Source organism: Acinetobacter minutum (assembly GCF_035916735.1).
Classification (GTDB): Bacteria; Pseudomonadota; Gammaproteobacteria; order Pseudomonadales; family Moraxellaceae; genus Acinetobacter.
Window position 1 is genome coordinate 1 of sequence record NZ_JAQIHG010000017.1, and the last position, 23,234, is coordinate 23,234.

At 41.5% G+C, this 23,234-nt stretch carries 24 protein-coding genes; 13 read left to right on the forward strand and 11 right to left on the reverse strand.

Translation table 11 applies throughout. From position 1 onward, the window contains the following. The first annotated feature begins 173 nt into the window (after positions 1-173). The 4 genes from PAE54_RS08225 (at position 174) to PAE54_RS08240 (ending at position 3,207) form a co-directional block, all read left to right on the forward strand. Positions 174-857: a hypothetical protein gene (locus tag PAE54_RS08225; RefSeq protein WP_326519064.1), complete on the forward strand. Its 684-nt coding sequence runs from the start codon at positions 174-176 to the stop codon at positions 855-857. A gap of 231 nt (positions 858-1,088) precedes the next feature. Beyond that, positions 1,089-1,379 (forward strand): type II toxin-antitoxin system HigB family toxin, encoded by a 291-nt coding sequence (locus PAE54_RS08230; protein WP_326519065.1) that lies wholly within the window; start codon positions 1,089-1,091, stop codon positions 1,377-1,379. A gap of 2 nt (positions 1,380-1,381) precedes the next feature. After that, entirely contained in the window at positions 1,382-1,783 is a 402-nt protein-coding gene (locus tag PAE54_RS08235; protein WP_326519066.1) for a helix-turn-helix domain-containing protein, read from the forward strand. A 260-nt stretch (positions 1,784-2,043) separates the two neighbouring features. After that, entirely contained in the window at positions 2,044-3,207 is a 1,164-nt protein-coding gene (locus PAE54_RS08240) for an MFS transporter (protein WP_326519067.1), read from the forward strand. Positions 3,208-3,219: 12 nt separating this feature from the next. Here PAE54_RS08240 and PAE54_RS08245 read toward each other — a convergent pair whose 3' ends face one another. Then, positions 3,220-4,671, reverse strand: a complete 1,452-nt coding sequence (locus PAE54_RS08245; protein WP_326519068.1) for a GGDEF domain-containing protein — start codon at positions 4,669-4,671, stop codon at positions 3,220-3,222. 291 nt (positions 4,672-4,962) lie between these two features. On the opposite strand from PAE54_RS08245, the gene PAE54_RS08250 reads away from it, so the two are divergent. Then, positions 4,963-5,439, forward strand: a complete 477-nt coding sequence (locus PAE54_RS08250; protein ID WP_326519069.1) for a hypothetical protein — start codon at positions 4,963-4,965, stop codon at positions 5,437-5,439. A 72-nt stretch (positions 5,440-5,511) separates the two neighbouring features. On the opposite strand, the gene accC is transcribed toward PAE54_RS08250, so the two are convergent. The 3 genes from accC to aroQ are packed head-to-tail and all read right to left on the reverse strand — an operon-like array spanning position 5,512 to position 7,794. Continuing rightward, on the reverse strand, positions 5,512-6,882 hold the full coding sequence (gene accC / locus PAE54_RS08255) for an acetyl-CoA carboxylase biotin carboxylase subunit (protein ID WP_273779364.1): 1,371 nt from the start codon (positions 6,880-6,882) through the stop codon (positions 5,512-5,514). 16 nt (positions 6,883-6,898) lie between these two features. After that, positions 6,899-7,318 (reverse strand): acetyl-CoA carboxylase biotin carboxyl carrier protein, encoded by a 420-nt coding sequence (accB, locus tag PAE54_RS08260; RefSeq protein ID WP_273779363.1) that lies wholly within the window; start codon positions 7,316-7,318, stop codon positions 6,899-6,901. A 17-nt stretch (positions 7,319-7,335) separates the two neighbouring features. Beyond that, positions 7,336-7,794, reverse strand: a complete 459-nt coding sequence (gene aroQ / locus PAE54_RS08265; protein ID WP_326519070.1) for a type II 3-dehydroquinate dehydratase — start codon at positions 7,792-7,794, stop codon at positions 7,336-7,338. A gap of 1,059 nt (positions 7,795-8,853) precedes the next feature. Between aroQ and PAE54_RS08270 the strand changes: the two genes are divergently transcribed. Continuing rightward, on the forward strand, positions 8,854-10,338 hold the full coding sequence (locus tag PAE54_RS08270) for a CYTH and CHAD domain-containing protein (protein ID WP_326519071.1): 1,485 nt from the start codon (positions 8,854-8,856) through the stop codon (positions 10,336-10,338). 386 nt (positions 10,339-10,724) lie between these two features. Here PAE54_RS08270 and PAE54_RS08275 read toward each other — a convergent pair whose 3' ends face one another. Genes PAE54_RS08275 through tusD form a run of 4 tightly spaced genes read right to left on the reverse strand, consistent with a single transcriptional unit; the run spans position 10,725 to position 12,120 of the window. Continuing rightward, positions 10,725-11,036 carry a TusE/DsrC/DsvC family sulfur relay protein gene (locus tag PAE54_RS08275; RefSeq protein ID WP_326519072.1) on the reverse strand — a complete coding sequence of 104 codons (312 nt, stop codon included), beginning with the start codon at positions 11,034-11,036 and terminating at the stop codon, positions 10,725-10,727. A 16-nt stretch (positions 11,037-11,052) separates the two neighbouring features. Then, positions 11,053-11,334 carry a hypothetical protein gene (locus tag PAE54_RS08280; protein ID WP_326519073.1) on the reverse strand — a complete coding sequence of 94 codons (282 nt, stop codon included), beginning with the start codon at positions 11,332-11,334 and terminating at the stop codon, positions 11,053-11,055. Positions 11,335-11,347: 13 nt separating this feature from the next. Beyond that, positions 11,348-11,698: a hypothetical protein gene (locus PAE54_RS08285; protein WP_326519074.1), complete on the reverse strand. Its 351-nt coding sequence runs from the start codon at positions 11,696-11,698 to the stop codon at positions 11,348-11,350. A 53-nt stretch (positions 11,699-11,751) separates the two neighbouring features. Beyond that, the gene (gene tusD / locus PAE54_RS08290) at positions 11,752-12,120 is read right to left on the reverse strand and encodes a sulfurtransferase complex subunit TusD (protein ID WP_326519075.1); all 369 of its coding nucleotides are present in this window, start codon (positions 12,118-12,120) and stop codon (positions 11,752-11,754) included. 74 nt (positions 12,121-12,194) lie between these two features. On the opposite strand from tusD, the gene PAE54_RS08295 reads away from it, so the two are divergent. The 4 genes from PAE54_RS08295 to PAE54_RS08310 all read left to right on the forward strand — a co-directional run bounded on the left by PAE54_RS08295 (position 12,195) and on the right by PAE54_RS08310 (position 16,140). Further along, positions 12,195-13,202: an SDR family NAD(P)-dependent oxidoreductase gene (locus tag PAE54_RS08295; protein WP_326519076.1), complete on the forward strand. Its 1,008-nt coding sequence runs from the start codon at positions 12,195-12,197 to the stop codon at positions 13,200-13,202. 103 nt (positions 13,203-13,305) lie between these two features. Beyond that, positions 13,306-14,700, forward strand: coding sequence for a class II fumarate hydratase (fumC, locus tag PAE54_RS08300; protein ID WP_326519077.1), 1,395 nt, complete (start codon positions 13,306-13,308; stop codon positions 14,698-14,700). Positions 14,701-14,790: 90 nt separating this feature from the next. Next, positions 14,791-15,282, forward strand: coding sequence for a hypothetical protein (locus PAE54_RS08305; RefSeq protein ID WP_326519078.1), 492 nt, complete (start codon positions 14,791-14,793; stop codon positions 15,280-15,282). Positions 15,283-15,537: 255 nt separating this feature from the next. After that, positions 15,538-16,140, forward strand: a complete 603-nt coding sequence (locus PAE54_RS08310; RefSeq protein WP_326519079.1) for a nitroreductase family protein — start codon at positions 15,538-15,540, stop codon at positions 16,138-16,140. A gap of 96 nt (positions 16,141-16,236) precedes the next feature. Here PAE54_RS08310 and PAE54_RS08315 read toward each other — a convergent pair whose 3' ends face one another. Together PAE54_RS08315 and PAE54_RS08320 are read right to left on the reverse strand one after the other, a co-directional pair. Then, a complete protein-coding gene (locus PAE54_RS08315) occupies positions 16,237-17,442 on the reverse strand; it encodes an MFS transporter (RefSeq protein WP_326519080.1) in 1,206 nt (401 codons plus the stop codon). Further along, entirely contained in the window at positions 17,439-17,879 is a 441-nt protein-coding gene (locus tag PAE54_RS08320; protein ID WP_326519081.1) for a MarR family winged helix-turn-helix transcriptional regulator, read from the reverse strand. The genes PAE54_RS08315 and PAE54_RS08320 overlap by 4 nt, the downstream gene beginning before the upstream one ends. Before the next feature lie 220 nt (positions 17,880-18,099). Between PAE54_RS08320 and PAE54_RS08325 the strand changes: the two genes are divergently transcribed. From PAE54_RS08325 to PAE54_RS08335, 3 genes are all read left to right on the forward strand, one after another. Then, positions 18,100-19,221, forward strand: coding sequence for a phosphotransferase family protein (locus PAE54_RS08325; RefSeq protein ID WP_326519082.1), 1,122 nt, complete (start codon positions 18,100-18,102; stop codon positions 19,219-19,221). Beyond that, positions 19,218-19,916, forward strand: a complete 699-nt coding sequence (locus PAE54_RS08330) for a histidine phosphatase family protein (protein WP_326519083.1) — start codon at positions 19,218-19,220, stop codon at positions 19,914-19,916. The genes PAE54_RS08325 and PAE54_RS08330 overlap by 4 nt, the downstream gene beginning before the upstream one ends. A gap of 120 nt (positions 19,917-20,036) precedes the next feature. Continuing rightward, positions 20,037-20,627 (forward strand): uracil-DNA glycosylase family protein, encoded by a 591-nt coding sequence (locus PAE54_RS08335; protein WP_326519084.1) that lies wholly within the window; start codon positions 20,037-20,039, stop codon positions 20,625-20,627. Positions 20,628-21,101: 474 nt separating this feature from the next. Here PAE54_RS08335 and PAE54_RS08340 read toward each other — a convergent pair whose 3' ends face one another. Beyond that, positions 21,102-22,622 carry a phospholipase D family protein gene (locus PAE54_RS08340; protein WP_326519085.1) on the reverse strand — a complete coding sequence of 507 codons (1,521 nt, stop codon included), beginning with the start codon at positions 22,620-22,622 and terminating at the stop codon, positions 21,102-21,104. Positions 22,623-23,234 lie beyond the last annotated feature (612 nt).

Genomic DNA, 23,234 nt, shown 5'->3' on the forward strand with positions numbered 1-23,234 from the left:
AAATTTTAGTCCCCACTTGTTTTTAAGTGGGGACTAAATTAAGGCTTATAGGATGAATTCATAAGGTGTGTTCAGCGGACGCTTACAGAATAACCTGCTTACATAGTGGTGTTTATTTTTTGCTCAAAAATGGCTATTTTATAATCTAAAACAATAAGAAAAAGGATAAGGTCATGAAAAAAATATTCATTACAGGATTACTCGGTCTTTTTTCCGTCACAACGATGGCGAATTCTTGGCAGAATCAGCCAGTAAATCCACAATATTCTGATCCACAACCTATAGGTGCACCTTTAGAAGATCAATCCTCTCATTCCAGCCCTTATAAAAAGCGTAGTGCGGATTTTATTCCTCAATATGCCTTGTCATTCGGTTATGCAGGTTCGCGGATTGGGTCAAGTGACTTAGGTGGTAATGAAACCTTCAATGGGGCTTTTTTGAATAGTAGTGCGAGTCTCAGCCCTAAATTGGGTGTTTATGCAGAATATCTTTATCAGAAAGCATCGGATGTAGATTTTGATGAAATTGGTATTGGTATGCAATATAAACTGATGGAAAACAGAAATGCATATACATCAGCAGGCTTTGGAATAGGATATGCATGGCTAGATGAAAGCCAATATGACCCTGAATTCAACAATCTTAGTCTAGAGTTGCAATACATTACATTACCGGTTGATTTGGAAGTAGGCTACAAATTTTCTCCGACCACTTTCCTGTTTGGCCGAGTCGGCTATAAATGGCTTTTCAATCATGATATGGAATTGTGTTTTAGTGATACTTGTTTGTCAGGTAGTCATTCTGAGCTTGATATTGATGGTGTGACTTATAAAGCTGGTTTACGTTATAACTTTTAGCAGCATTAAATATATTGTAATGAATGCCTCTTAATTTAAAAGAGGTATTTATTTATCCAAAGAAGTAAATCTTCTATTTGATCTGATTGGTAGGACTGTAAGAGCCTAAAGACTAATTGATCATATAAACGAAACCGTCCGAAAGGGCGGTTTTTTTACATTCAAACACCAATATTGCAAATTGCGATATTTGATATATACTCAACTTATAGCAAAATGCGATATGGACAAATGCACGTAATCACCCACACCAGAATTGTTGAAGCAATCCAGAAGTGGCCTCAGGCTGAAAGTGCATTAGATGGTTGGTACAGAATCATTAAAGCGAACAATCCTAAAGACTTTGCTGAAATGAAGAGCTTATTTCCCGCAGTCGATAAAGTAGGAAAGTTTCATGTATTCGATATCGGTGGCAACAAGATCAGATTGATTGCTGTTGTCATGTACCAGGCAAAGAAAGTGTATATCCGTCATGTTCTATCACACAAAGAATATGATTTAGGTAAGTGGAATGAGGGCTAGACATGAATGCAATGATTAAACAGGCAGTTGACCATTGGCGTTATGTCGCGCCATTACTGACCAAGCCTGAGACAGAAGAAGATTTCAGTACTCTTGTGGAAGCACTAGATGAATTACTGGATCTAGTAGGTGATGATGAATCTCATCCACTCATGGGGCTTATTCATCAATTGGGTGATTTAGTCTCTGCTTATGAGAATGAGCATCTGCCAATTCCTCAAGGTGATGGTCGTACAGCCTTGGCATTCTTGATGGAACAACATCAACTTGGGCAGTCTGATCTGCCAGAGGTTGCCACACAGTCTGTCATCTCTGAAATTTTGAATGGCAAACGCCAGTTAAATATCCGCCATATCAAAGCACTCTCAGAACGGTTCAATGTTTCTGCAGATACTTTCTTTTGATGGCATAGGTTATTGATAAAAATGAAACCGTCCGAAAGGGCGGTTTTTTTTATTCAAAGACATTAGAGAAGGGAGCGAGTATCATATAACGGCTAAAAAGATGGTTTTTTGAGCAGTATACAAATTTTGTAAAAATTTAGTTTTGAAAAATTTGTATACTGATTTGTATACAGTTGAACGCCAACTTCCTCCATTTGAGTCCTACTGCATACAACTCTTAAAAATTTTAACTCATTGAAATTACAAGTGTTTACAACCGAATGCTAAGCCTTCCAATCCAGTCTAGACTTGCAGGATTCTACTTCTTCTACTATTCCATCGTTGGTACATTTATGCCGTTTTGGAACCTGTATCTGGAAGATCAAGGCTTTGACTATCAGCAGATTGGAGTTTTATCATCGATCGCGATTATTACCCGGTTTTTTGCCCCGTTCATTTGGGGATGGATTGCTGATAAGACCGGTAAACGCATGCTACTGGTACGTATTGCCACATGGATGGAAGCCTGTATTTGGTTGTTAATTTTTATTATTCCCAATAGCTTTCAAACTGTTGCCTTATTAATGCTGATTTTCAGTTTTTTCCAAAATGCGATCTTGGCCCAATTCGAAGGGGTTACTTTATTCTGGTTGGGAGAACAACGTAAGGAACGTTACGGTAAAGTACGAAAATGGGGATCGATTGGTTTTATTGTCGGGGTCTTTGGTATTGGAGCTCTGTTAGAGATTATCCCGATTTCGATGCTGCCGATCTTATTGCTATGTATCGCGTTTTTGGCCTTTTTATGGGCCTTTACAATTCGAGAACCTGCAACAGCACCGAACAGGCAAGCTACACTTGAACCGCTGTGGCCGATTATCAAGCGTCCTGTGGTCATGAGTTTTTTTTTGATTGAGTTTGTCATGCTGTTCTCACATGCGCCTTTTTATAGTTTTTACAGTAACTTTCTCAATCAAATGGGCTTTTCGACAACACAAATTGGCCTGTTATGGTCGATTGGTGTGATTGCAGAAATCATCATGTTCGCTTGTGCCCATCTATTGCTTAACCGTTTTTCCTGGCGCGTGTTGGTGGCTTTTTGTTTAGTGATCACGGGTATACGCTGGGTTGTGGTAGGTGTATTTTCAGAAAGTTTTGGGTTCCAGCTGGCTGCTCAGACCATTCATGCCTTCAGTTTTGGGCTGTTTCATCTGATAGCAATGCGTGTGATTTTCCAGAATTTCTCGGCTGGACAACAAGGTCGTGGTCAGGCGCTTTACAGTACTATGTGGGGACTAGGGGTTGCTTTGGGCAGTATCTTGGCAGGTCGTTATTGGCAGTTGATGGGGGGGGAAACGATTTTTATGCTGGCCGGTGCCGCGACGTTGTTGGGATTATTATTTATTTTTGGTTTGCCAAATCAGGTAGAACAAAAAGCGGCCTAACCCTTATTTTTGTTAGATGCTTGATGATTTCGGTTCCATATAAATCTGATTACGACCATTGGCTTTTGCACGATATAGAGCTACGTCCGCTGCTTGGAGCAGACGAGTGAAATAAGGATAAAAAGGTGCTGGCTGATAATGTACGCCGATACTCACGCTGATCGTCAGCGTAGAACCATCTTCTAGTTGAAAACTGGCCTGTTCTACAGCATTCCTGATGCGTTCAGCAATTTGTACGCTTTGTGCAGCACTAATGTTGGTGAGTAGAATGGCAAATTCTTCTCCCCCCAAACGCCCAAAGAGATCTTCTTCACGCAGGCTGTTTTTCACGATCGTGGAGAACTTTTTGAGAACCATATCCCCTACATGGTGGCCATACTGATCATTAATATTTTTAAAAAAATCCAGATCCATCAACAAAATGCTGATACTGCGTGGGCGAACGATTGGGCTGTATAAAATACGGTCAGCTTCTTCGAGGAAATAACGGCGGGTCATGGCTTGAGTTAAACTGTCATGGTTCGCCAGATAAAGTACCTGTTTATATAGCGCCTTACGGTTGGCACTTAATATGCTCAGTGTCAGGGGACCTAGCGCCAGCATACATAGCCCGACTCGGATTGAGATACTATGAGCCAGATAGAGTTCCGCAGACTGACTCAAATAGTGAAGATTGGCGCTGTAATATAAGGTCATGCAGACTAGACAATTGATCAGTGCCACAAAAAAGATCGGATAAGTTAATGCTGACCAAATTAAAGCGGCTGAAGGGAATAAGAGGGCTCCAGTTCCGAAATAGACGTTGGCGAAAAAAAGTGAAACGATCACACCAAGAAAGGGGAATACAGTCATCCAGTCCCAAGTTATACGCCGTTGATCATGCCAATAACGCTGAAAAATTTCTTTGTTAGGTAATGCGAGCACAACGGGTAGGAAGGTGATCATATTGATCATTTCCGCACTCCACCACATGGCGAAATCTAGCCACAATTGATGCCCGGGTAAAAACGTATTCTCTAGATGCGGGATGGTCAAAATGGCAAAGGCTGAACCCATCATGCTGCCGACCAGCACACTGAGTACAATCAGATAAAGATCCTGAACACCTTGCTGATAACGCTGATAATTCAGCTTAAGTAAATCAATCAGCGTAAGTGAAACGGATACGGTGATTAAATTGGCAATCGTCATATAGACGTTAATTTCGATACCACCATTCAATCCGATATTGGCAGTAAGGAAGCCAATAAAAGCCCCTAACCAGCCAGAAACACTATGTAGATGTGGGAAACGTAAAAGAATCCCGAGTAATACGGCATTGGCCGGCCAGAAATAGGAGAGTAAATCGAATGGACGAGATAAAATACCCAAAGCGCTAAAGAAAAACATCAGGCTAGCGACAATCAACAGTATGCGAAGATGTTGGCCTGTACGTAACAATGCTTTTTGGGTTAAATCAATCAAATGAACTTCCTATCCCGATTTAAATGTGATGTACGACGTAAAAATATTTATTTATGTAGTGAAATATCACATTCTTCAAGAGTACTAAAATTTAGCAAAATTGAAAATGATTAAATTTTAATAACGAGTAAACCTCTTAGTTGTTATTGAAGTGTTGCGATCTAAAGATCCTGAACCCACAACATTTGCATAAAAACCTAGCGAAACGATTGTTATATATCGTTATAGATGAACGATTTTATATCAGAATATGCTAAGTTAAAGAGCAAGAGTTTACGGCACAAAAGACTTATGAAAAGAATATTTTTGGCAACTTTTTTATTTTTAACGATGAGCGGCATTGCGGTTGCAGAGAATAATAATGTGCAGGGAGAAGCCACGGCTCAAGAAGAAAATAATAGTCCGATCCGCATTGTTTCACGACCAGAAATCTTAGGTTTGTGGGGTATGGAGATTCCACAGAATAAAGCCTGTGTTGAGTATTATAATTTCCGTGGCAACAATGAGGTGGTCATCCGGAGTGGACAGGAGTGGTCCTCAGGTCTATACGACTATCAACCACCACAGGATTCCAAAGAACAGTTACCGGCTTTGGTCTTGCAGATCAAGTATGACAATAACTCACTTGATTGTTCTGGTCGTCAGGAAGACCAGACTGGAGAGGTTTCCCAGTATTTTGTTCAGTGGACCAGTCCACGAACGATTCACTTTTGTAACAATGAAAAAGCGGAACAATGTTTTGCCACTTTGCATCGCGTATTGCCTTAATCCCTCAATTTAAAAAACAGATCCAATAAAAAACCTCTTAACATGGTAAGAGGTTTTTTATTCTAGCCCGAATTAGCTTTTCGCTTCTTCTTGCTGACCTTCAAGCTGCTTTAACAAGTGCTTTTCAAGGTAATGAATATCCATGGCTTGTTCACAGAAACTTTCATCTTTTAAGATGAGGTCTTTGTGTAATGGAATATTGGTTTTTACACCCGTCAGGATCATTTCATCCAGAGCCTGGCGCATACGTGCGAATGATGTTGCACGGTCTTTACCATGTGCAATCAGTTTGGCAATCATTGAGTCGTAATACGGTGGGATACTATAGCCTGGATAGATATGAGAATCTAAACGGATGCCTGCACCACCTGGCGCATAAAAGTTCTCGATTTTGCCTGGTGATGGCATGAACGTGGTTGGATCTTCAGCATTGATACGACATTCGATGGCATGACCACGGACTTCGATATCTTCTTGTTGCAGTTCAAGACCCAAACCTGCAGCAATGCGTAGCTGTTGTTCAATGATGTCAACACCGGTCACCATTTCAGTTACTGGATGCTCAACCTGAACACGGGTGTTCATTTCAATGAAGAAGAATTCACCATCTTCAAACAGGAATTCGAATGTACCCGCACCGCGATATTGCATCAATTTACAAGCATTCACGCAGGCTTCAAGAATCTCGGCACGTGCTTCTTCTGGTAAACCCGGAGCAGGTGCTTCTTCCAATACTTTTTGATGGCGGCGCTGTAAAGAACAGTCACGGTCATACAGGTGGATGGCATGGCCTTCACCATCTGCCAAAACCTGAACTTCGACGTGACGTGGTTTTTGCAGGAAACGTTCCATATAAACCGTGTCATCACCAAACCACATTTCAGCATCACGCTGTGCAGCCTGAACCGATTCAAGCAGGGTGTCGACACGTTCAACGATACGCATACCACGACCACCACCACCTGAAGCGGCTTTTACGATCAATGGGAAACCAATCAGTTTGGCTTCTTCAAGTGCATTGTGAATGGTCACAGCATGGTCACAGCCTGGTACGGTTGGTACACCGGCTTTCTTCATGGCAATAATGGCAGAAACCTTGTTGCCCATCAGACGGATGTGTTCTGGACGTGGACCAATGAAAATTAGCCCTGAGCTTTCTACGATTTCTGCAAATTCTGCATTTTCAGAGAGGAAGCCATAACCTGGATGGATGGCATCTGCACCTGTAATTTCTGCTGCGGTGATCAGTGCTGGAATGTTGAGATAACTTTCACTGGTCGCACCCGGACCGATACAGACCGCTTCATCAACAAAGCGTAAGTGCATCAGGTCTTTATCCGCATCGGAATAAACACCAACGGTTTTAATTCCTAAAGTTTTGCAAGCACGGGCGATGCGTAGAGCAATCTCACCACGGTTTGCAATTAAAACTTTTTGCAACATATGAATCCCCGAGGTCTTAAGCGCGATAGCGGAAAAGTGGTTGACCGAATTGGATGACTTCGCCGTTTTTCACAAGGATTTCTTCAATCACGCCGCTTTGAGTTGCTTCGATCGGGTTCATGATTTTCATCGCTTCGATAATACCTAGAGTATCACCCGCTGTTACCGTTTGACCTACTTTAACGAATGGTGCTTCACCTGGGCTTGGCGCTGCATAGAACACACCAACCATTGGAGAAGGTTCAACCGCACCACGTGGTGCTTTTGCCGCTGCAGGTGCTGCTGCAGGCGCTGCTGCTGCCACAGGCGCTGCTGCTGCATAAACTGGTGCTGGGCGAGCGATTGCGATAGATTGGTCGCCTTCTTTCACTTCAATCGATTGCAAGTCAGATTCAATCATCAAATCGATGAGCTTCTTGATTTTACGGATATCCATGGGGCAGTGTTCCTAAATTATGATTGAGTAGTAAGTGATTGAATTTTTTCGATGGCATAATCGAGCGCAAAACGATAACCTTTTGCGCCGAGACCACAAATTACACCAACCGCTTTATCAGAAAGATAAGAGTGATGGCGGAATGCTTCACGTGCATGTACATTGGACAGATGCACTTCAATAAACGGGATGGCAACGCCAAGCAAGGCATCGCGAACAGCCACTGATGTATGAGTCAGCGCTGCAGGATTGATAATGATAAATTCGATGCCTTCTTGTGAGGCTTGATGAATACGGTCGACAATTGCCCCTTCCCAGTTACTTTGGAAGGTATCGAGCTGAATAGCGGCATTTTGGGCTTGGGCGATGAGCTGTTGATTAATGTCATCAAGTGTCAGTGATCCATAGACTTCTGGTTCGCGCTTTCCTAGCAAATTCAAATTTGGTCCATGAATAACCAAAATCGTCGAACTCATTTAGTTTGCTCCAAGTTAAAAATGCAAATCTTCACTGTAAAATGTCTACAAAGTTTGCTTAATTCGACATAAAATTTCGCAATTTTTTTTTAATTGGTTTAAATTTTCACAAAAATAGCATGTCGATTCAGGGCTATATATTGTGAATTTTGTGCAGAAATGACAATGCTAAAAAATGACAAAATTTTGCAAGATTAAAGTTTTTAGCAGATCAGTTGGATCAGATCAAAGGGGTTAATTGCTGATGAATCGTCTATAAGAGGAACATCAAGTTGCCGAGAGAACAGCATAAAAACTCAGCGTGAGTTGTTCAAAAAATATCGTATATTGCAATGCACCGCACTTCATAAATAGACAATACACTCCCGCTACTCAAGAAATTAATCTCTTTATTAGAGGGAGGGTTAAAGGTCCTTAGTTTGATCGTAATCAGATTTATCTATTTGGTGTTACTTATTTTATTTTAATTAAAATTAATAAAAAACAATAGATTATAGTTTATTGGGTTGGATGCTCGGCTGTAAATTTCAATGGGATTTAAATCTATTCAGGTACAGCTGGATTTTATTGGGATGAGTGTGGCGATACAGCTTATAGCAGTTTTTAACAGTTGAAAACTTAGGCTGCTGCAATTAAGACCTTCCTGATTTTCCACTCTTTTGGATCATATTCTTAGATTGCTTTAAATCATAGTTTGGAGTGGCCATTTTGCTCAAATTACGCGTATAAATTTGACTAATATCTGACTGTGATCTTAATTCAAGATGAGAGCGTATCGAAACTGGGCTTTATGTCTCTTGGAAAGAAATTGTTGGAAATATGCCGTTGACAGAAAATTACGTGTCTATTCCAATGAAATGTAGAGAAAGATCAATGACTAAGCCTAAAATCAGGTGCTTCACCTGACGGCTTTTTTGTTGACGCTCCATGAGCAGCTATGCAATAGTTAAACTGTATGAGGTGCCTTTTATAGATAAAAGAATCTTGTGTATGAAAAAATATGCAGTTGCGTCATCATAATAAACAATAACGATGAACTTTAACGACGGGTGAGATCTTATGGGCATGGTTGAAATCGAATTGAAATTTCAGATTCCTGAAGCTTCCCGTGAAGCAGTTCATCAGGCTGTGGTCAAAAAGCAGGCCCAGTCTATTCATCTGCAAGCCAAATATTACGATACCCCTGACCGTAAAATGGCAGCGGCCGAGATGGCATTACGTATGCGTAAGGAAGGAGCCGATTGGGTACAAACCTTTAAGGCTGCGGGCCGTAATCATCTACAGCGTTTTGAGCATGAAGTGACTCTAAGCCCAGAACAGGCATTGGCTCCAGAGCTGGATGTTCAACGTCATACGGATGCAAGTGTGGAAGCACGTCAGTTACTCGATCAGGCTTTGGGTGAGTCTGTAGAGGCGTTGAAATTGCAATTTGAAACGGATGTCGAGCGTCTATATTATCTCGCCCATTATCAGGGCGCTGAAATTGAAGTATGTCTGGATTGTGGAGAAGTCCGTGCAGGAAATGCCCGTGACGAGATTTATGAAATTGAATTTGAACTGAAAAAAGGTTCAGTGAAAAGCCTGCTTGCCTTTGCGTCTGGTTGGGTGAAGCGTTACAAGCTTTGGCTAGATGTTAGAAGTAAAGCTGAACGAGGAGATCTACTGGCACATGGCTTGCAGGTCAGTCCTGCCGTTCAGGCTTCGGCACCAGCATTAAATAAAAAGGACAGTCCTGAAACCGCTTTAAGAAAAATGGTTAATAGCTGTCTGGCGCAAATATTACCCAACGCTGCTGCTATTGCAGGCGGGGTTGGACGGGCAGAGCATTTACATCAAACCCGTATCGGGATTCGCCGTTTACGCAGTGCATTAAGAGTGTTTGGTCATTGGTCAGAGGAAGTTGCGCCAGGGTGGGAGCCTATACTTGCTGAACTGTTTAATCAGTTAGGGGGGATACGTGATCGTGATGCCTTGGCTGAAAGCCTGTTTCCGCGATTACATACAGCAGGAGCACCTTTGGTGTCTCTATCCAACGGATTGCCTGACGATCAGGCAGGTAAGGCCTTACGATCACCTGAATATGTACGCCTATTATTAATTCTAATGGCGTTTGCCAATACGCCGTGTAAGGATTCTGCTGATACGAAATCTAATACGTCCTTAATGGAACAAGCCGAAAAGAGCATTAAGCGTTTGCATCGCCAATTGGTTGAAGATGCAGCAGGATTCCGTCATTTTCAAGATGAACAGCGTCACCGTACCCGTAAGCGCCTTAAACGTCTACGCTATTGTGTTGAGTTTGTTGCGCCTTTATATCCGAAGAAGGCCATACAAAAGTATTTAAGCCACATCCGTCCTGCGCTAGATGCATTAGGAGAATTTAATGATCTGGTTGTGGCCGAGCAATTATTCCGCACAGAAGCAGAGAAAGATCAGCGTGCCTGGTTTGCCGTGGGCTGGATCGTCGCGCAACGAACTCTCATTTTACAAGACTGTGCCAATGCACTGGAACAGTTACCTCAAGCACCAAAATTTTGGTCTTAACCCTCATTCATGTGCATGCTCATGGTGCGTAGCCATAGATCATGCTGCTTTTTGAGACTGAGAAAATACTGAAAATTTGGTCATTGAGTGGAATTTAGCGTTAATTTGTTCTTTTACTGCATTTTTTTAAAATTAAACAGAAGTTTGGCACGCAGATTGCAATCATTTAATTATGGTCAGGAAAGGCCAAGTAATCTGCTGTTGCATGTACATGACTGATACAGATATGACTACACAGCAATCCGTGTAGCAGCTTTGTAAAACTGGGTCAGTAGGCTTTAGCAGAAACAATAAGGTAAATTAAAATGATAAAAGAACTAAAAAGAATAAAGTAATGAGGTCCTTTCAGCGAAGCGAGCTTCTAAACGAAGCTCGCTTTTTTATATTTATAAACAGTTTGCCGGTTTAGGGACACCTGCCAAACGGCTTAAATGACGTGCCACAAGACCCGTATTAAATTTTTGTTGTAATAGCGCATTATTAATTTCTGGACTCACTGTTTTCATTAAAAACTTGATCAGGGGACGTGTCGCCGGAGAGTGGCCAAACTGTTGATAAAATTGTCGTACGGCCAGCAAAACTTGAAAATGCCAGTCGGTTAATTCCAGATCCAGTGTTTTTGCCAACTCCTGAGCAACTTGCTCATTCCAGATCGTATAATCCACCAAATGACCATCTTGATCTAACTGTAAATTCATAAAATAGCCTAAGTAATTATTTCAAAGTAATGCAGCGTGTAAACTGCAATATCAACGCTGCAAACTGATTCTGATCTAATACCTGAATGTGTTTGGGAAGGTCCTGTACTAAGATTTCAGCATCGGTGGCTAAAATTGAAATAGCTAAGTCATTCATGTGTGCATCACCAACAAATAGCACCGCTTCACCCATTAATAGGATCTGGTCGCCTGGACCAGACATTTGTCGAATGCGATCAAGCATCAATGGAGTATCGGCAAAACGACTTTGCAGTAAAAACAAACTTGCTTCAGACATGATATATCCTGTTTTACCAATAGAGGACGTGGTCAAAAGATTGGATCAAATTCGTGTTGAGTTCGACGAACTCGATTTTTTGTTCAGCCATAGTCACGAAGGGATGCTGCTGATGTTTTGTTTCTACCCAAATTGGTGTTAAATCATAAAACTCGAAACTATCGACCATATTTGAAGCCACTTTAAAAGCGTGCTTTAAACGGTCAAATGCAAGATCAGATTTCAATAAGCTTAAGGCTGCATCAAGTAGCAGGATTTTCACTTCACAACCGAAGGTGGCTAGAACCATACTAGCGGAGAGACTTTCATTCACCTGTAAGCTGGTCAGGTTGGCCTGAGTAAGAATGACAAGAACAGTTTTCATAAGAGCCGCCTTCTGCAAGCGATAACATATTTAAAAATGAGAAATAGATGTTTTTAAAATTGAACCACACGTGTGGCGGTCTGAGTTGCATCTGCTAGCTCGCCCAAACCGACCAGTTCAAATCCATCGGCCAGGTTGTGGTGCAGGAGCTGGTGACGCAGAGCATTGTCCTGATCGGTAATACCACGTGCAAGCGCTGCACTGACACAGACTGGTAAGCGAATATCGAGACTTTGCCATGCTTGAGTCAGATTGCGCTGGTCGTCAGGCACCCATTGCAATTGGTTTGCCACTGTGACGCCATCTTGATAAAAGAAAACACGAAAATCCTCATTTTTATTCTTTAGCGCTTGCGCTAGACTGAAAGCATGCCAAGCATGTATCGAAGTGGGAGCAGCGGTAATTAACAGTAAGGTACTCATTGAAAATTCACTTGAGAGATGCGCCGGTGGAATGAAGTAAACATTCAGACTTTATAACAAGAAGGTAGTATACAATGATTTTAGTGACTGGTGGTTTAGGCTTTATCGGCTCACACGTGGCTTTAAGCTTGATGGCTCAAGGGCACGAAGTTGTATTGGTCGATAATTTATCAAATGCTAATTTACAGACACTGGAACGCTTAGAATATATTTCTGGCATGTATGTTCCTTTTGTCAAAGTGGATCTACGTAATACACCTGCCTTAAATAAAGTTTTTGAACAGTATTCTATCGAAGCGGTTATACATACTGCTGGTTTTAAATCCCTGCATGAATCCAGTCTAAAACCACTCGAATATTATAATGACAATGTCAGTTGTATCATGAGCTTGTTACGTGCCATGCAGCGTACGGGCGTTCGTACCTTGGTACATCTTTCTAGTCTGGCGGTTTATGGCAAGTCTTCACTCAATTTAGAAGAATATGAACCGTTTGATTACACCTATCCAAATCCGTATGTCCGATCGCAACAAATGATCGAAACCATCATTCAGGATACCTTCAAAACAGATAATGAATGGAAAATTGCCATCTTGCGTCTGAGTAATGTGGTCGGTGCATTTGAACATGGTATTTTGGGCGAAAATATTCCCCCCTTACCCAAAAATATTGTGCCTTTAGCACTGCAGGTCGCTGCCATGCAACGAGATGCTCTCGAACTACAACATCAGGCGCAGACCAAGGATCATACAGTAGAGCGTAGTTTTATCCATGTCTTAGATGTTGCGGATGCCATTAGCGCAAGTTTGCTCTGGTTACAAACACAATATAATGTCTGTGAAGCATTTAATATTTGTCGTGATGAGATAACATCAATTCAACAATTATTGAAAGTGATTGAACAGCAAACCCAATCCCCAATTAAAACTTTAATTGCACCTGATAAACACCAGGAGTTCGACCAGTTGGGTGGCACTACTGGCAAAGCCCACACGGTTTTACATTGGAAACCTCAGCGTAGCTTGCAGCAAATGATTGGTGATGAATGGCGTTTCTATCAAAATGTTTTACAAGGGCGTTAGTAGTTCCAAAGCATGGATTAAAACAGTCACGTCACCAATCATCATAAAAATAATCATGAGAAACCAACCCAGACAATATTAATAATGAAGAGAGGTTATGAACATGCAAACTCGAATTGAACATGACACGATGGGTGAAGTGGCTGTCCCAAGTGAGGCTTTATGGGGAGCTCAAACTCAACGTAGTCTGCAAAATTTCAAAATTGGTCAGGAACGCTTACCGCGTACCATGATCCGTGCCATGGGGCTGGTCAAGAAAGCGGCTGCCTTAACCAATGTTGAGTTGGGGCAAATTACACAGGATATTTCAGGTTATATTGTTGAGGCCGCGGATGAGGTGATTGAAGGGCAGTGGGATGCACAATTCCCGTTAGTCGTTTGGCAAACGGGTTCTGGTACGCAAAGCAATATGAACTGTAACGAAGTGATTGCGAATATTGCCAACCAGAAATTAGGTCATCCCTTGGGAGCTCAGCATCCAGTTCATCCTAATGATCATGTAAACCGAGCCCAGTCCACCAATGACTCATTTCCGACAGCAATTCATGTCGCTGCCTGTTTACAAATGAATGAACTGCTTATTCCTGCGGTAGAAAGATTACGCGATACTCTGCAGGCCAAATCAGAGCAGTTTCAGGGGATTGTCAAAATCGGTCGAACCCATTTACAGGATGCAACGCCGTTAACCTTGGGACAAGAATTTAGTGGTTATGTATCACAACTTGATCATGGATTAAAGCGTCTCCATCAAGCCTTGACCGGACTCTATGAGTTGCCATTGGGTGGAACGGCTGTGGGCACAGGCCTTAATGCGCATCCACAATATGCAGATCGAGCTGCCCAATGTTTGGCTGAACTGACAGGACTGCCTTTTGTCACTGCGCCAAATAAATTTGAAGCTTTAGCAGGACGTGATGCGGCGGTTTTTGCCTCGGGAGCATTAAAAACCTTGGCTGCGAGTTTAAATAAAATAGCTAATGATGTGCGCTGGCTGGCCAGTGGCCCACGCTGTGGTCTGGGAGAGTTGTATATCCCGGAAAATGAGCCAGGTTCAAGCATCATGCCTGGTAAAGTTAATCCGACACAAAGTGAAGCGATGACCATGGTGGTTGCTCAGGTGATGGGCAATGATACGACGATCAATATCGCTGGAGCTTCAGGTAATTTTGAGCTGAATGTGTTTATGCCGGTGATTGCCTATAACTTGTTGCAATCCATTCAACTTTTGGGAGATGCCAGCAATAGCTTTAATGAACATTGTGCGGTGGGCATTCAACCGCATCGTGAGAAGATCGACCACTTCCTGCATAATTCCTTGATGTTAGTGACTGCACTCAATCCGGTAATTGGATACGAAAATGCCGCTAAAGTTGCCAAAACGGCCTATAGAGAAGGTAAAACTCTCAAAGAGGTTGCTGTGGCATTAGAGCTAGTAACGCCAGAGCAATTTGATGAAGTTGTACGTCCTGAAAAAATGGTTGCTCCCAATACGAAATAAACAGTAAATGATCGGAATCATCATCAGTGGTTTTTATCTCCGGGATAAATGCGTACAATACCGGCAGAAACTAACTGCTGATGATGTACTATGCTTGATATTTATTTAACGGATGTTCAGAAACAAGTTCAATTTAAGGATTATCCGGGTGAGCATCCTGTTAAATTTATCCTGAATTTTAAGAAGATTTTTCCGAGTGTTATGGAGCTGCTGCTTCCGGTCTTGCCTCAGGATGAAAATCTGGAACAAATGACCTGGGAATCAACAAGCGAAGATTTTGAATGTTTCAAATTACTGCTGAGTGGGTGGGGAGTAATTGAGTTACGTTTGAATGCATTGAAACAGTATAAGGATAAAGAATTCGCTGATCAATTGGTAAAGCGTGCCCAACTTAAACGTAAAGAGCTGACTCAGACGCAACCGCAATTAACAACGTTACAGCTAGATTACCTATTTATGCACGAAATTCATGCATTAATCGATGCTGAGTTGGTTGAATTGGGCGAAAAATTCTATTTACCGACTTTACGTGATTTCTGGAAAGGTCAACTTAGCGAACAAGTGCTTCTGAGCAAATTCTAATAACCGCAGGAAAATGTCAGTCAAAGCGGCTGACATTTTTATTGTCTAAAAATAGCCTAAGCATACATTGATTTTTAAATAGAAAATAATCTCACATTCAAAAACTTATCAAATTTTATACAAAATCAACGTCCTAATCAGCTAAAGTAAAAAGAAAACCAAATGAAATAAATTTTGACGTTTTGTTTAGTTTTACTTGTCAATAAAATCTACTGTTAACAAATTTCTCGGGTAAATATCAAAGGGAGTATAAAAATGTCAAACCACTTTTTAGAAATAATTGAAAAACGCCGTAGCATTTATGCGATTGGTAAGCATGTAAAACAAACTCCAGAACAATTAACTGAATTTATTCAAAATACAATCAAACTCAGCCCCTCGGCCTTTAATTCACAATCCTCACGTGCGGTCATTCTGTTTAATGATCAACATCAAAAATTTTGGAATATCGTCAAAGATGCACTTAAAGCATTTGCCAAAGATAAAGAGGCGGCTGCAAAAACCAGTGCAAAAATTGACAGTTTTGCTGCAGGTTTCGGTACAGTCTTGTTCTTTGAAGATCAGGATGTCGTGAAGAGCATGCAACAGCAGTTTCCACTGTATGCCGATAATTTCCCGGTCTGGTCTGAACATTCTACGGGGATTGCCCAATTTGCGACGTGGACGGCCTTAAGTACAATCGGGATAGGTGCTTCTTTGCAGCACTATAATCCATTGGTTGATGAAAAAGTACAAGCCACATGGAATGTGCCGGCGAACTGGAAATTACGTGCACAATTGGTCTTTGGTTCAATTGAAGCACCAGCAGGGGAAAAGAGTTTTATGGATGATGCGGAACGCTTTAAAGTGTTCCAATAAGTTGTCAAAATTATTCTACGCAGCTTAAAAAGCTCATTAACTTAAAAGAAGGTTCGATGGGCTTTTTAATGATTAAACACATCTATTATGACCGTTCTAGTGGGATGAAAGACGAGTGTGTTTACCATGTAGAACATAATAAAAGCCGAGACAAATCAGCGCCATCACGCCAGAGGCTAAATACAATTGGCTATAGCTGATGAAATTTAACAATTTACCAAGTACAAACGGGCCAAAACCTAATCCGGCATCCAGAAAAATAAAGAAAGTTGACGTGGCTAAACCCATACGTTGTAATGAGGTACTTTTCACGGCAATCGTCTGACAGACGGATTGAATATTACCAAAGCCTAGGCCTAACAACCCTGCACAGAATAATAACATCCACGCCTGCTGTACCTGACTCAGTAATAACAAAGCGACAGAAAAAATCAGCAAGGCAGGGTACATCACTACATTTTCACCACGACGGTCGACCAGCTTACCTGTCAATGGTCGAGAAAGTAAAATCGCAATGGCATACATCAAAAAGAAGACCGATGCAGCTTCTTCAAGTTTGAGGTTCTGTGCATAAAAATGAATAAAAGACAGCACACCTGAATAACAGGTCGCAGTGATGAGAACAATCCATGCAATCGGTAAAGCTTTTGGTTCTAAGAACTGGGCAAACCATGGCTGCTTTTCAGTCTTTAGAGGTGATATTGTTGCTTGATTGGCATGTGTATGAGGTGTCACTTTGATCAATATACCACAGGTCAAGCAGTTAAAAGCTAACATACTGGATAAGCCGAAAATCACGGAATAAGACACATGTAGGCTCATCCAAATGGCCAGAAATGGACCGATAGCTGTTCCTAAGGTACTACTCATACTGTAATAACCGATTCCTTCGCCACGTCGTGCAGCGGGAATAGTTTGTGCAATTAAGGTGCCTAAAACGGTTGAAGCAATCCCCATCGTAAAGCCATGCAGCATGCGTACAGCCAGCAGGAACGTGACACCTGCATGAATAAAATAGAGACCTGAACTTAGCAGGAATCCCACTAAGCCCAACAGCAGTGTCGTTCTATAGCCCAAATACTGTAAGAATTGTGCAATCAATAAACGTCCGAGCAGTGTACCAATAATAAACAGGCCTGAAATTAAACCTGCTTGTGCAGTGGATGCCCCCAGCTCATGTACGGCATATCCTACAATTACAACCACTAGAAAATAAAAAATGAGGACCAATTGGAAATTGATCGCACTGATCAAAAGAAAATTTCGTGACCATAAAGTGGGAGAAGAGGAGGTGACAGTCATGGGTTATCCGCCTTGAAGGATAATAAGGCTTGGATCAGAATTTCAAAACTTGCTTTGCTGTTCTCCACTTGCTGAGTGGTTAAATGTGTTAACAGCGAGTTTTCTAGCTGTTGAATCGAGACGGAGCAGGTCGTATAGAGCACCTCGCCGTGATCTGAAAGTCTCAGCTTTTTTTCACGCCTGTCTGTAGCTTCTTGTAAGCCCACCAGACCCAACTGTTGCAGGGTATGAATACGTTTGGCGATTGAGGGTTTGGAAACATTCAAATAATATGCAATTTCAATCGAGGTGCAGTCTGGATGTCGAGAAATGACATACATCACTTGCCATAGCGAGTAATTAAGCTGATGAGGCTGCAAAATGAGATTAATTTCATCGCTGAATAAACGGGCGCTACGTAATAATAAAGCCCGGAAAGTCGGTTCAGGAGAGATCATTTTTTAGATGGTTAACTAGGGTAACTAATTTTAAATAGCATAGCTCAAAATTCAGCCCCATGTAAAGGCGCAGTGTTTTATGAGTAAAAATAGCCTAAGCAAACTAAAAAATAATTTAAAATAAAATCCAAAAACAACTTAAAAATCTAATAGCAAGAATAAAAATGAGCTGGCAAAATGTTGCAATACAAAGAAACAAACCAAAAACAAGGATATCAATATGTCACTGATTGATGTAGGCGGCAAAATACGTCCTGGAGAAGAACTCGATATTTTAGCAGTCGAGCAGTGGCTAAAAACACAAGGCATTGATTTGCAGGGTGAGGCTATTGTCACCCAATACTCTGGAGGGAAATCCAATTGGACCTACCGCCTACGATACGAAAATATTGACTTGGTGTTACGACGTCCTCCTAAAGGACATAAAATCAATAGGGCACATGATGTCGTGCGTGAATTCCAGATCCAGAAAAACCTTGCCGATTTTTACCCGGTTGTACCGGAAATGATTGCCGTATGTCAGGATCACAGCGTCATTGGTTGTGATTTCTACATTATGAAGCGGATTAAAGGCATCATTCTGCGTAGTAAGTTACCACCAGAGTTAAACTTTTCTGAAAAACAGGTCCATCAACTTTGCGTGAACATGTTGGACAAGCTTATTCAGCTGCACCAGGTTCCTTATCAGGGTACAGCTTTAGAAAACTTTGGTGATGGCCAAAATTATTGCCGAAACCAGTTAGAAGCCTGGGATCGCCGTTACACCAAAGCCCGTACCTTAAATGTACCTTCTTTTAAATTTGTCCGTAAATGGCTATTTGAAAACTTACCTCAGCAATCTACCACTTGCCTAATCCATAATGATTGGCGTTTTGATAATCTGATCTTAGACCCACAACAACCGACAGAAATTATTGGAGTGTTGGACTGGGAAATGGCCACTTTGGGCGATCCGCTTATGGAATTGGGTACAGCGCTTGCGTATTGGGTAGAGCCGACGGATAACATGATTTTTAAATCGACGCGGCGTCAGCCCACTCATATGGCCGGGATGTTCACTCGCAAACAGGTGGTTGAGTACTATCTGGAAAAAACCGGTTTATCCCCTGAAAACTGGACCTTCTATGAAGTTTTTGGTCTGTTCCGTTTAGCCGTAGTGACCCAACAGATTTACTATCGTTATTTCCATAAACATAGTGCTAATCCAGCGGTTAAAAACTTCTGGATGGTGGTGCAGGCTTTACATGTACGTGCCTTAAAACTCATCGCACAACATAAATTAAAAGACCATGAACTAGCGCAGCGCTATAAGCAAAAACTACAAGGTATTTTAAAACCATGACCACAATTTATTTGGTACGCCATGGCCAGGCTTCATTTGGTGCGGAGAGTTATGATCAACTTTCTCCCAATGGAGAATTACAGGCCAAGTTATTGGGTCAGTACTTCAACCAGATTTTAAAAGAAACACCGTTTGTAATTTCAGGAGGCATGCAACGTCATCAGCAGACGGCGCAAATAGCATTGGAAGAATGTTTCCCTGAAGCTGAAATTCAGATTCGACCAGAATGGAACGAATTTAACCATGAGCAGGTTTTTGCTCGCTATGAACCGCGCTTCCAGCAACCCGAATTGCTCAAAGCCGATGTCGCACAAGCCACGAATCCACGTGATTATCTGGCAAAATTTTTTGAAGGAGCCATTCAACGCTGGACAGGAGGTGCATATCACCATGAGTATGATGAGTCTTGGCCTCATTTCAAGCATCGAGTGGAAAATGCACTTCAACAACTCTGTACGACGCTGCAACAGAGCAAGCCTCGTTATGCAGTCATTTTCACTTCAGGAGGCGTGATTTCAGTTGCGACCGGAAGTATTCTGGGCTTGAGTCCTGAAAAAACCTTTGCATTAAACTGGGCAATTACCAACACCAGCATCACCAGCCTGCGTTTGGTGGGGGATCAACCGCAATTACTCAGTTTAAATGAGCATCATTTTATTAAAGCCATCCGACCTGAATTACTGACCTGGCTGTAAACATTAAAATACCGAGTTTGTTCAAGCTCTATGCATGTTTGTACAGGGCGTAACAATTTGACAAGTGGCATGTTGAAAAAAGGCGATAAACTCATTTAAATTGTTGTCTAAGGATTTAAAATGTCTAAGTTGGTGATTGAAACCCATCCTTTAGCGCCTTTCTTGCCCGCGAATGCCCGTTTGTTGATGCTGGGGAGTTTTCCACCTCCCGCTGAACGCTGGAAAATGCCATTTTATTATCCTAATTTCCAGAATGATATGTGGCGGATTTTTGGTCTGGTTTTTTTTGACAATAAAGACCATTTTCTTGATCTCTCGCATAAAAAATTCCGTGAAGCGTTGCTTCGAGATTTTTTGTCTGAAAAAGGAATTGCGATTTTTGATACGGCTTATCAGATTAAACGTTTGAAGGGAAATGCAGCCGATCAGTTTTTGCAGGTTGTGACACCGACCAATATCGAAAATTTACTACAGCAGATTCCATATTGCCACGCACTCATGACAACGGGGGATAAAGCAACCGATACGCTCATGCAACAATTGCCGCAAGGAACTATCAAGCCCACGATCGGTCAGCCAAGTACAGCATTTTACGCCGACCGTGAGTTGCAATTGTTCCGTATGCCATCCTCATCACGAGCTTATCCACTGGCACTAGAAAAAAAGGCACAAAGCTACGCCGATTTTTTCCAGCAAATCGATTTGCTATAACGACAAGTTAACCTTTATTTTCAAAGTCCGATAAATTGAGTCACACTTATTACTCAGTGCATATGCAGCAGCATGTGGAAGAAATCCCTGTCTGGACTCAAAGCCTGTACAGAATCCATGTGTTGTTCGGATGAATAAGTCTAGTCAATAAAAGTAGGCTTGAACAATGAAAGAAGGCTGTCTAATCCTTTCATAATCATTCAATTGATGACTATGCATTGCTTAATCCGATTTAAGTTCCAAAAGCTAATTTAGAAAATCATTTTCCAAAAAATCTACTCAGAGCTTCCAGCTATTTTGCAAGTTATCTAGGCTAGTAAAGGATTCGCCCAAAGTAAATGGGCACTGAAATCGACAAATTGCAAGAGGAGTTGCAGGAATTAAACAACGGTATTCTAGAAGCGTTTAGCAGGAACTAAAAATATTTAATTTTCTTTATTTATATGGCAGGAAATGCAGCTTTGAGAGTTTTAATTACATCATCCACTCAAAAGGTAGATAGCTCACCAGAATCATGATCCAGCGCTGGAATGCAGTCATTTCTGGTTCCTGTTGATGAACCTTAACCTGACCATCTGGTTTTTGTTCTAGCCAGATCAGTTCACCTTGTTCATTCAGCTTCACCTGATAGGCAATTTTAGGCAATTGATGATCCAGATTTTGACTAATCTGCTTTTGCAATTCGTCTGATTCAACGACTAAACCAACTTCGGTGTTTAAATGCGCCGACCGTGGATCAAAATTAAAGGAACCAATGAATACCTTACCATCTACATCAAAAAATTTGGCGTGCAGGCTGGAACTGTTCTTATTTTTGGGGGGAATAACATGACCCGTGGCGATTTCATACCAGCTGCGTTTATTTCTTTTCAGCACATGTTTGAACTCATAGAGTTCAACGCCATTTTTAAGCAGTTCAATTCGGTATTGCTGGTAATAAGCATGAACGACAGCAACATCATTGGCCATAAATGAATTGGTGAGTACGCGAATTTTGACACCACTCTTGGCGAACTGGCTTAAATATTGTGTGCCGAATTCAGTGGGCACAAAATACGCGGAAACCAGCTCCATATGCTGTGCTGGAAAGCCCATCAACTCAATCATTTGATGGTAGATCAGCTGTTGATCCTGTGCCTGGCCACGTATTTTTTCAGGTGAGTCAGCCACAAAATGGGCTTTGGCCCAACGTAAATTCTGACTTTTCAGTCTCACCGCTAAGCGTTTTTCGGCTTTTTTGAGCTGCTCATTGGTGGCATGAGGCTTTTCTAATAAGGAGGTATATTCAGCACGCAGTTTTTCAATTGCCATCGAATCATCCATTTCCAGCCATTGTTGCACTGAATAACTCAGGGGATCATTCCAGAACTCGCGAAAAACCTGATTGGCCATATGTACAGCCGTGCCATAAAACAGAATATCCATATCGGCAAACTGGAAATCATAACTCGCATCAAAATATTCACTGCTGATATTACGCCCACCCGTTACCGCAATGGCCCCATCGGCAATAATCAGCTTGTTATGCATACGGCGATTGGCATGTTCAAACCGGAACAGATAATCATAAGCCCGGAAACGGCGGCCCATATATGGATTAAATAGTTTGATTTGAAAATTTGGATGCTGTGCCAGTGCCCTCAATACATGATCCAGTTGAGTTTCATTCTGATCATCCAGTAACAGCCGGATTTTTACCCCGCGATCCGCGGCCTTTAACAGTTCCGCCAGCATCAACTGACCAATAAAATCATTTTTCCAGATGTAATATTGTAAATCGAGATGTTGTTTGGCGTGCCGGATCAAATAAATCCGTGAAGCAATACTTAAAAAAGCATCGTCGAGCGAAGTATAAGCCGTCAGTTGTCGAGTGAGATATTCATCTACATGCGGTGAATCCAGCCAATGATCCGCCAATACAGCAATTGGAGGCTCAGGTTGTGCCTGATTCTCAGGTAATGAACAGCCCCACAGGCTTAAAGCAGTCATCGACATAAATAAACAATACACCTGTTTTTTATTGGTCATTTTAAATTATTTTCATGCTGATCGAGCGATTTTCTCTAAAGATAACATGTGCATGTACTTGAGCGATTGTAATGTTTGGTAATGCACTTAAGATGAAAAATAGCATTTTAAAGAGTTTTTAAAATACATTTTGCAAAATATATTTGGGATGTGATGAATTTTGCTTTTATCCCAGAAAAATGAAATGAGTCTATACCTAATAAGACGCTGCTTAGGTGAAAGGTCTTGATTCTGAACGGCCACTTATTTGCGAGTTACGCCGTGATTGGGAGGTGAAAAAATGGGAATATTGTATACGTAATCGACTTGAATGGGATAAAAAATGGATTTTTATATCCATCTGTCTTGTCAAAGCCGCAAACTCGTCGTATTTTAGAAAACTGAATTTAACTAAATACTTGAACTCAAGATGCGCAAGCAACCTGTAATGTCACACGCTTATTTTTATTTTTGGCAGTTTAGATGATTGCCTGAGTGTGTTCGGGCAAAGAAAAGGTTGCCCATCTTGAGTCTAGAAAACCTGATCGGCAACCCGGTCAGGTTTTTTTTATGTCTAGCGTTTAAGTAAAATACGAGGAA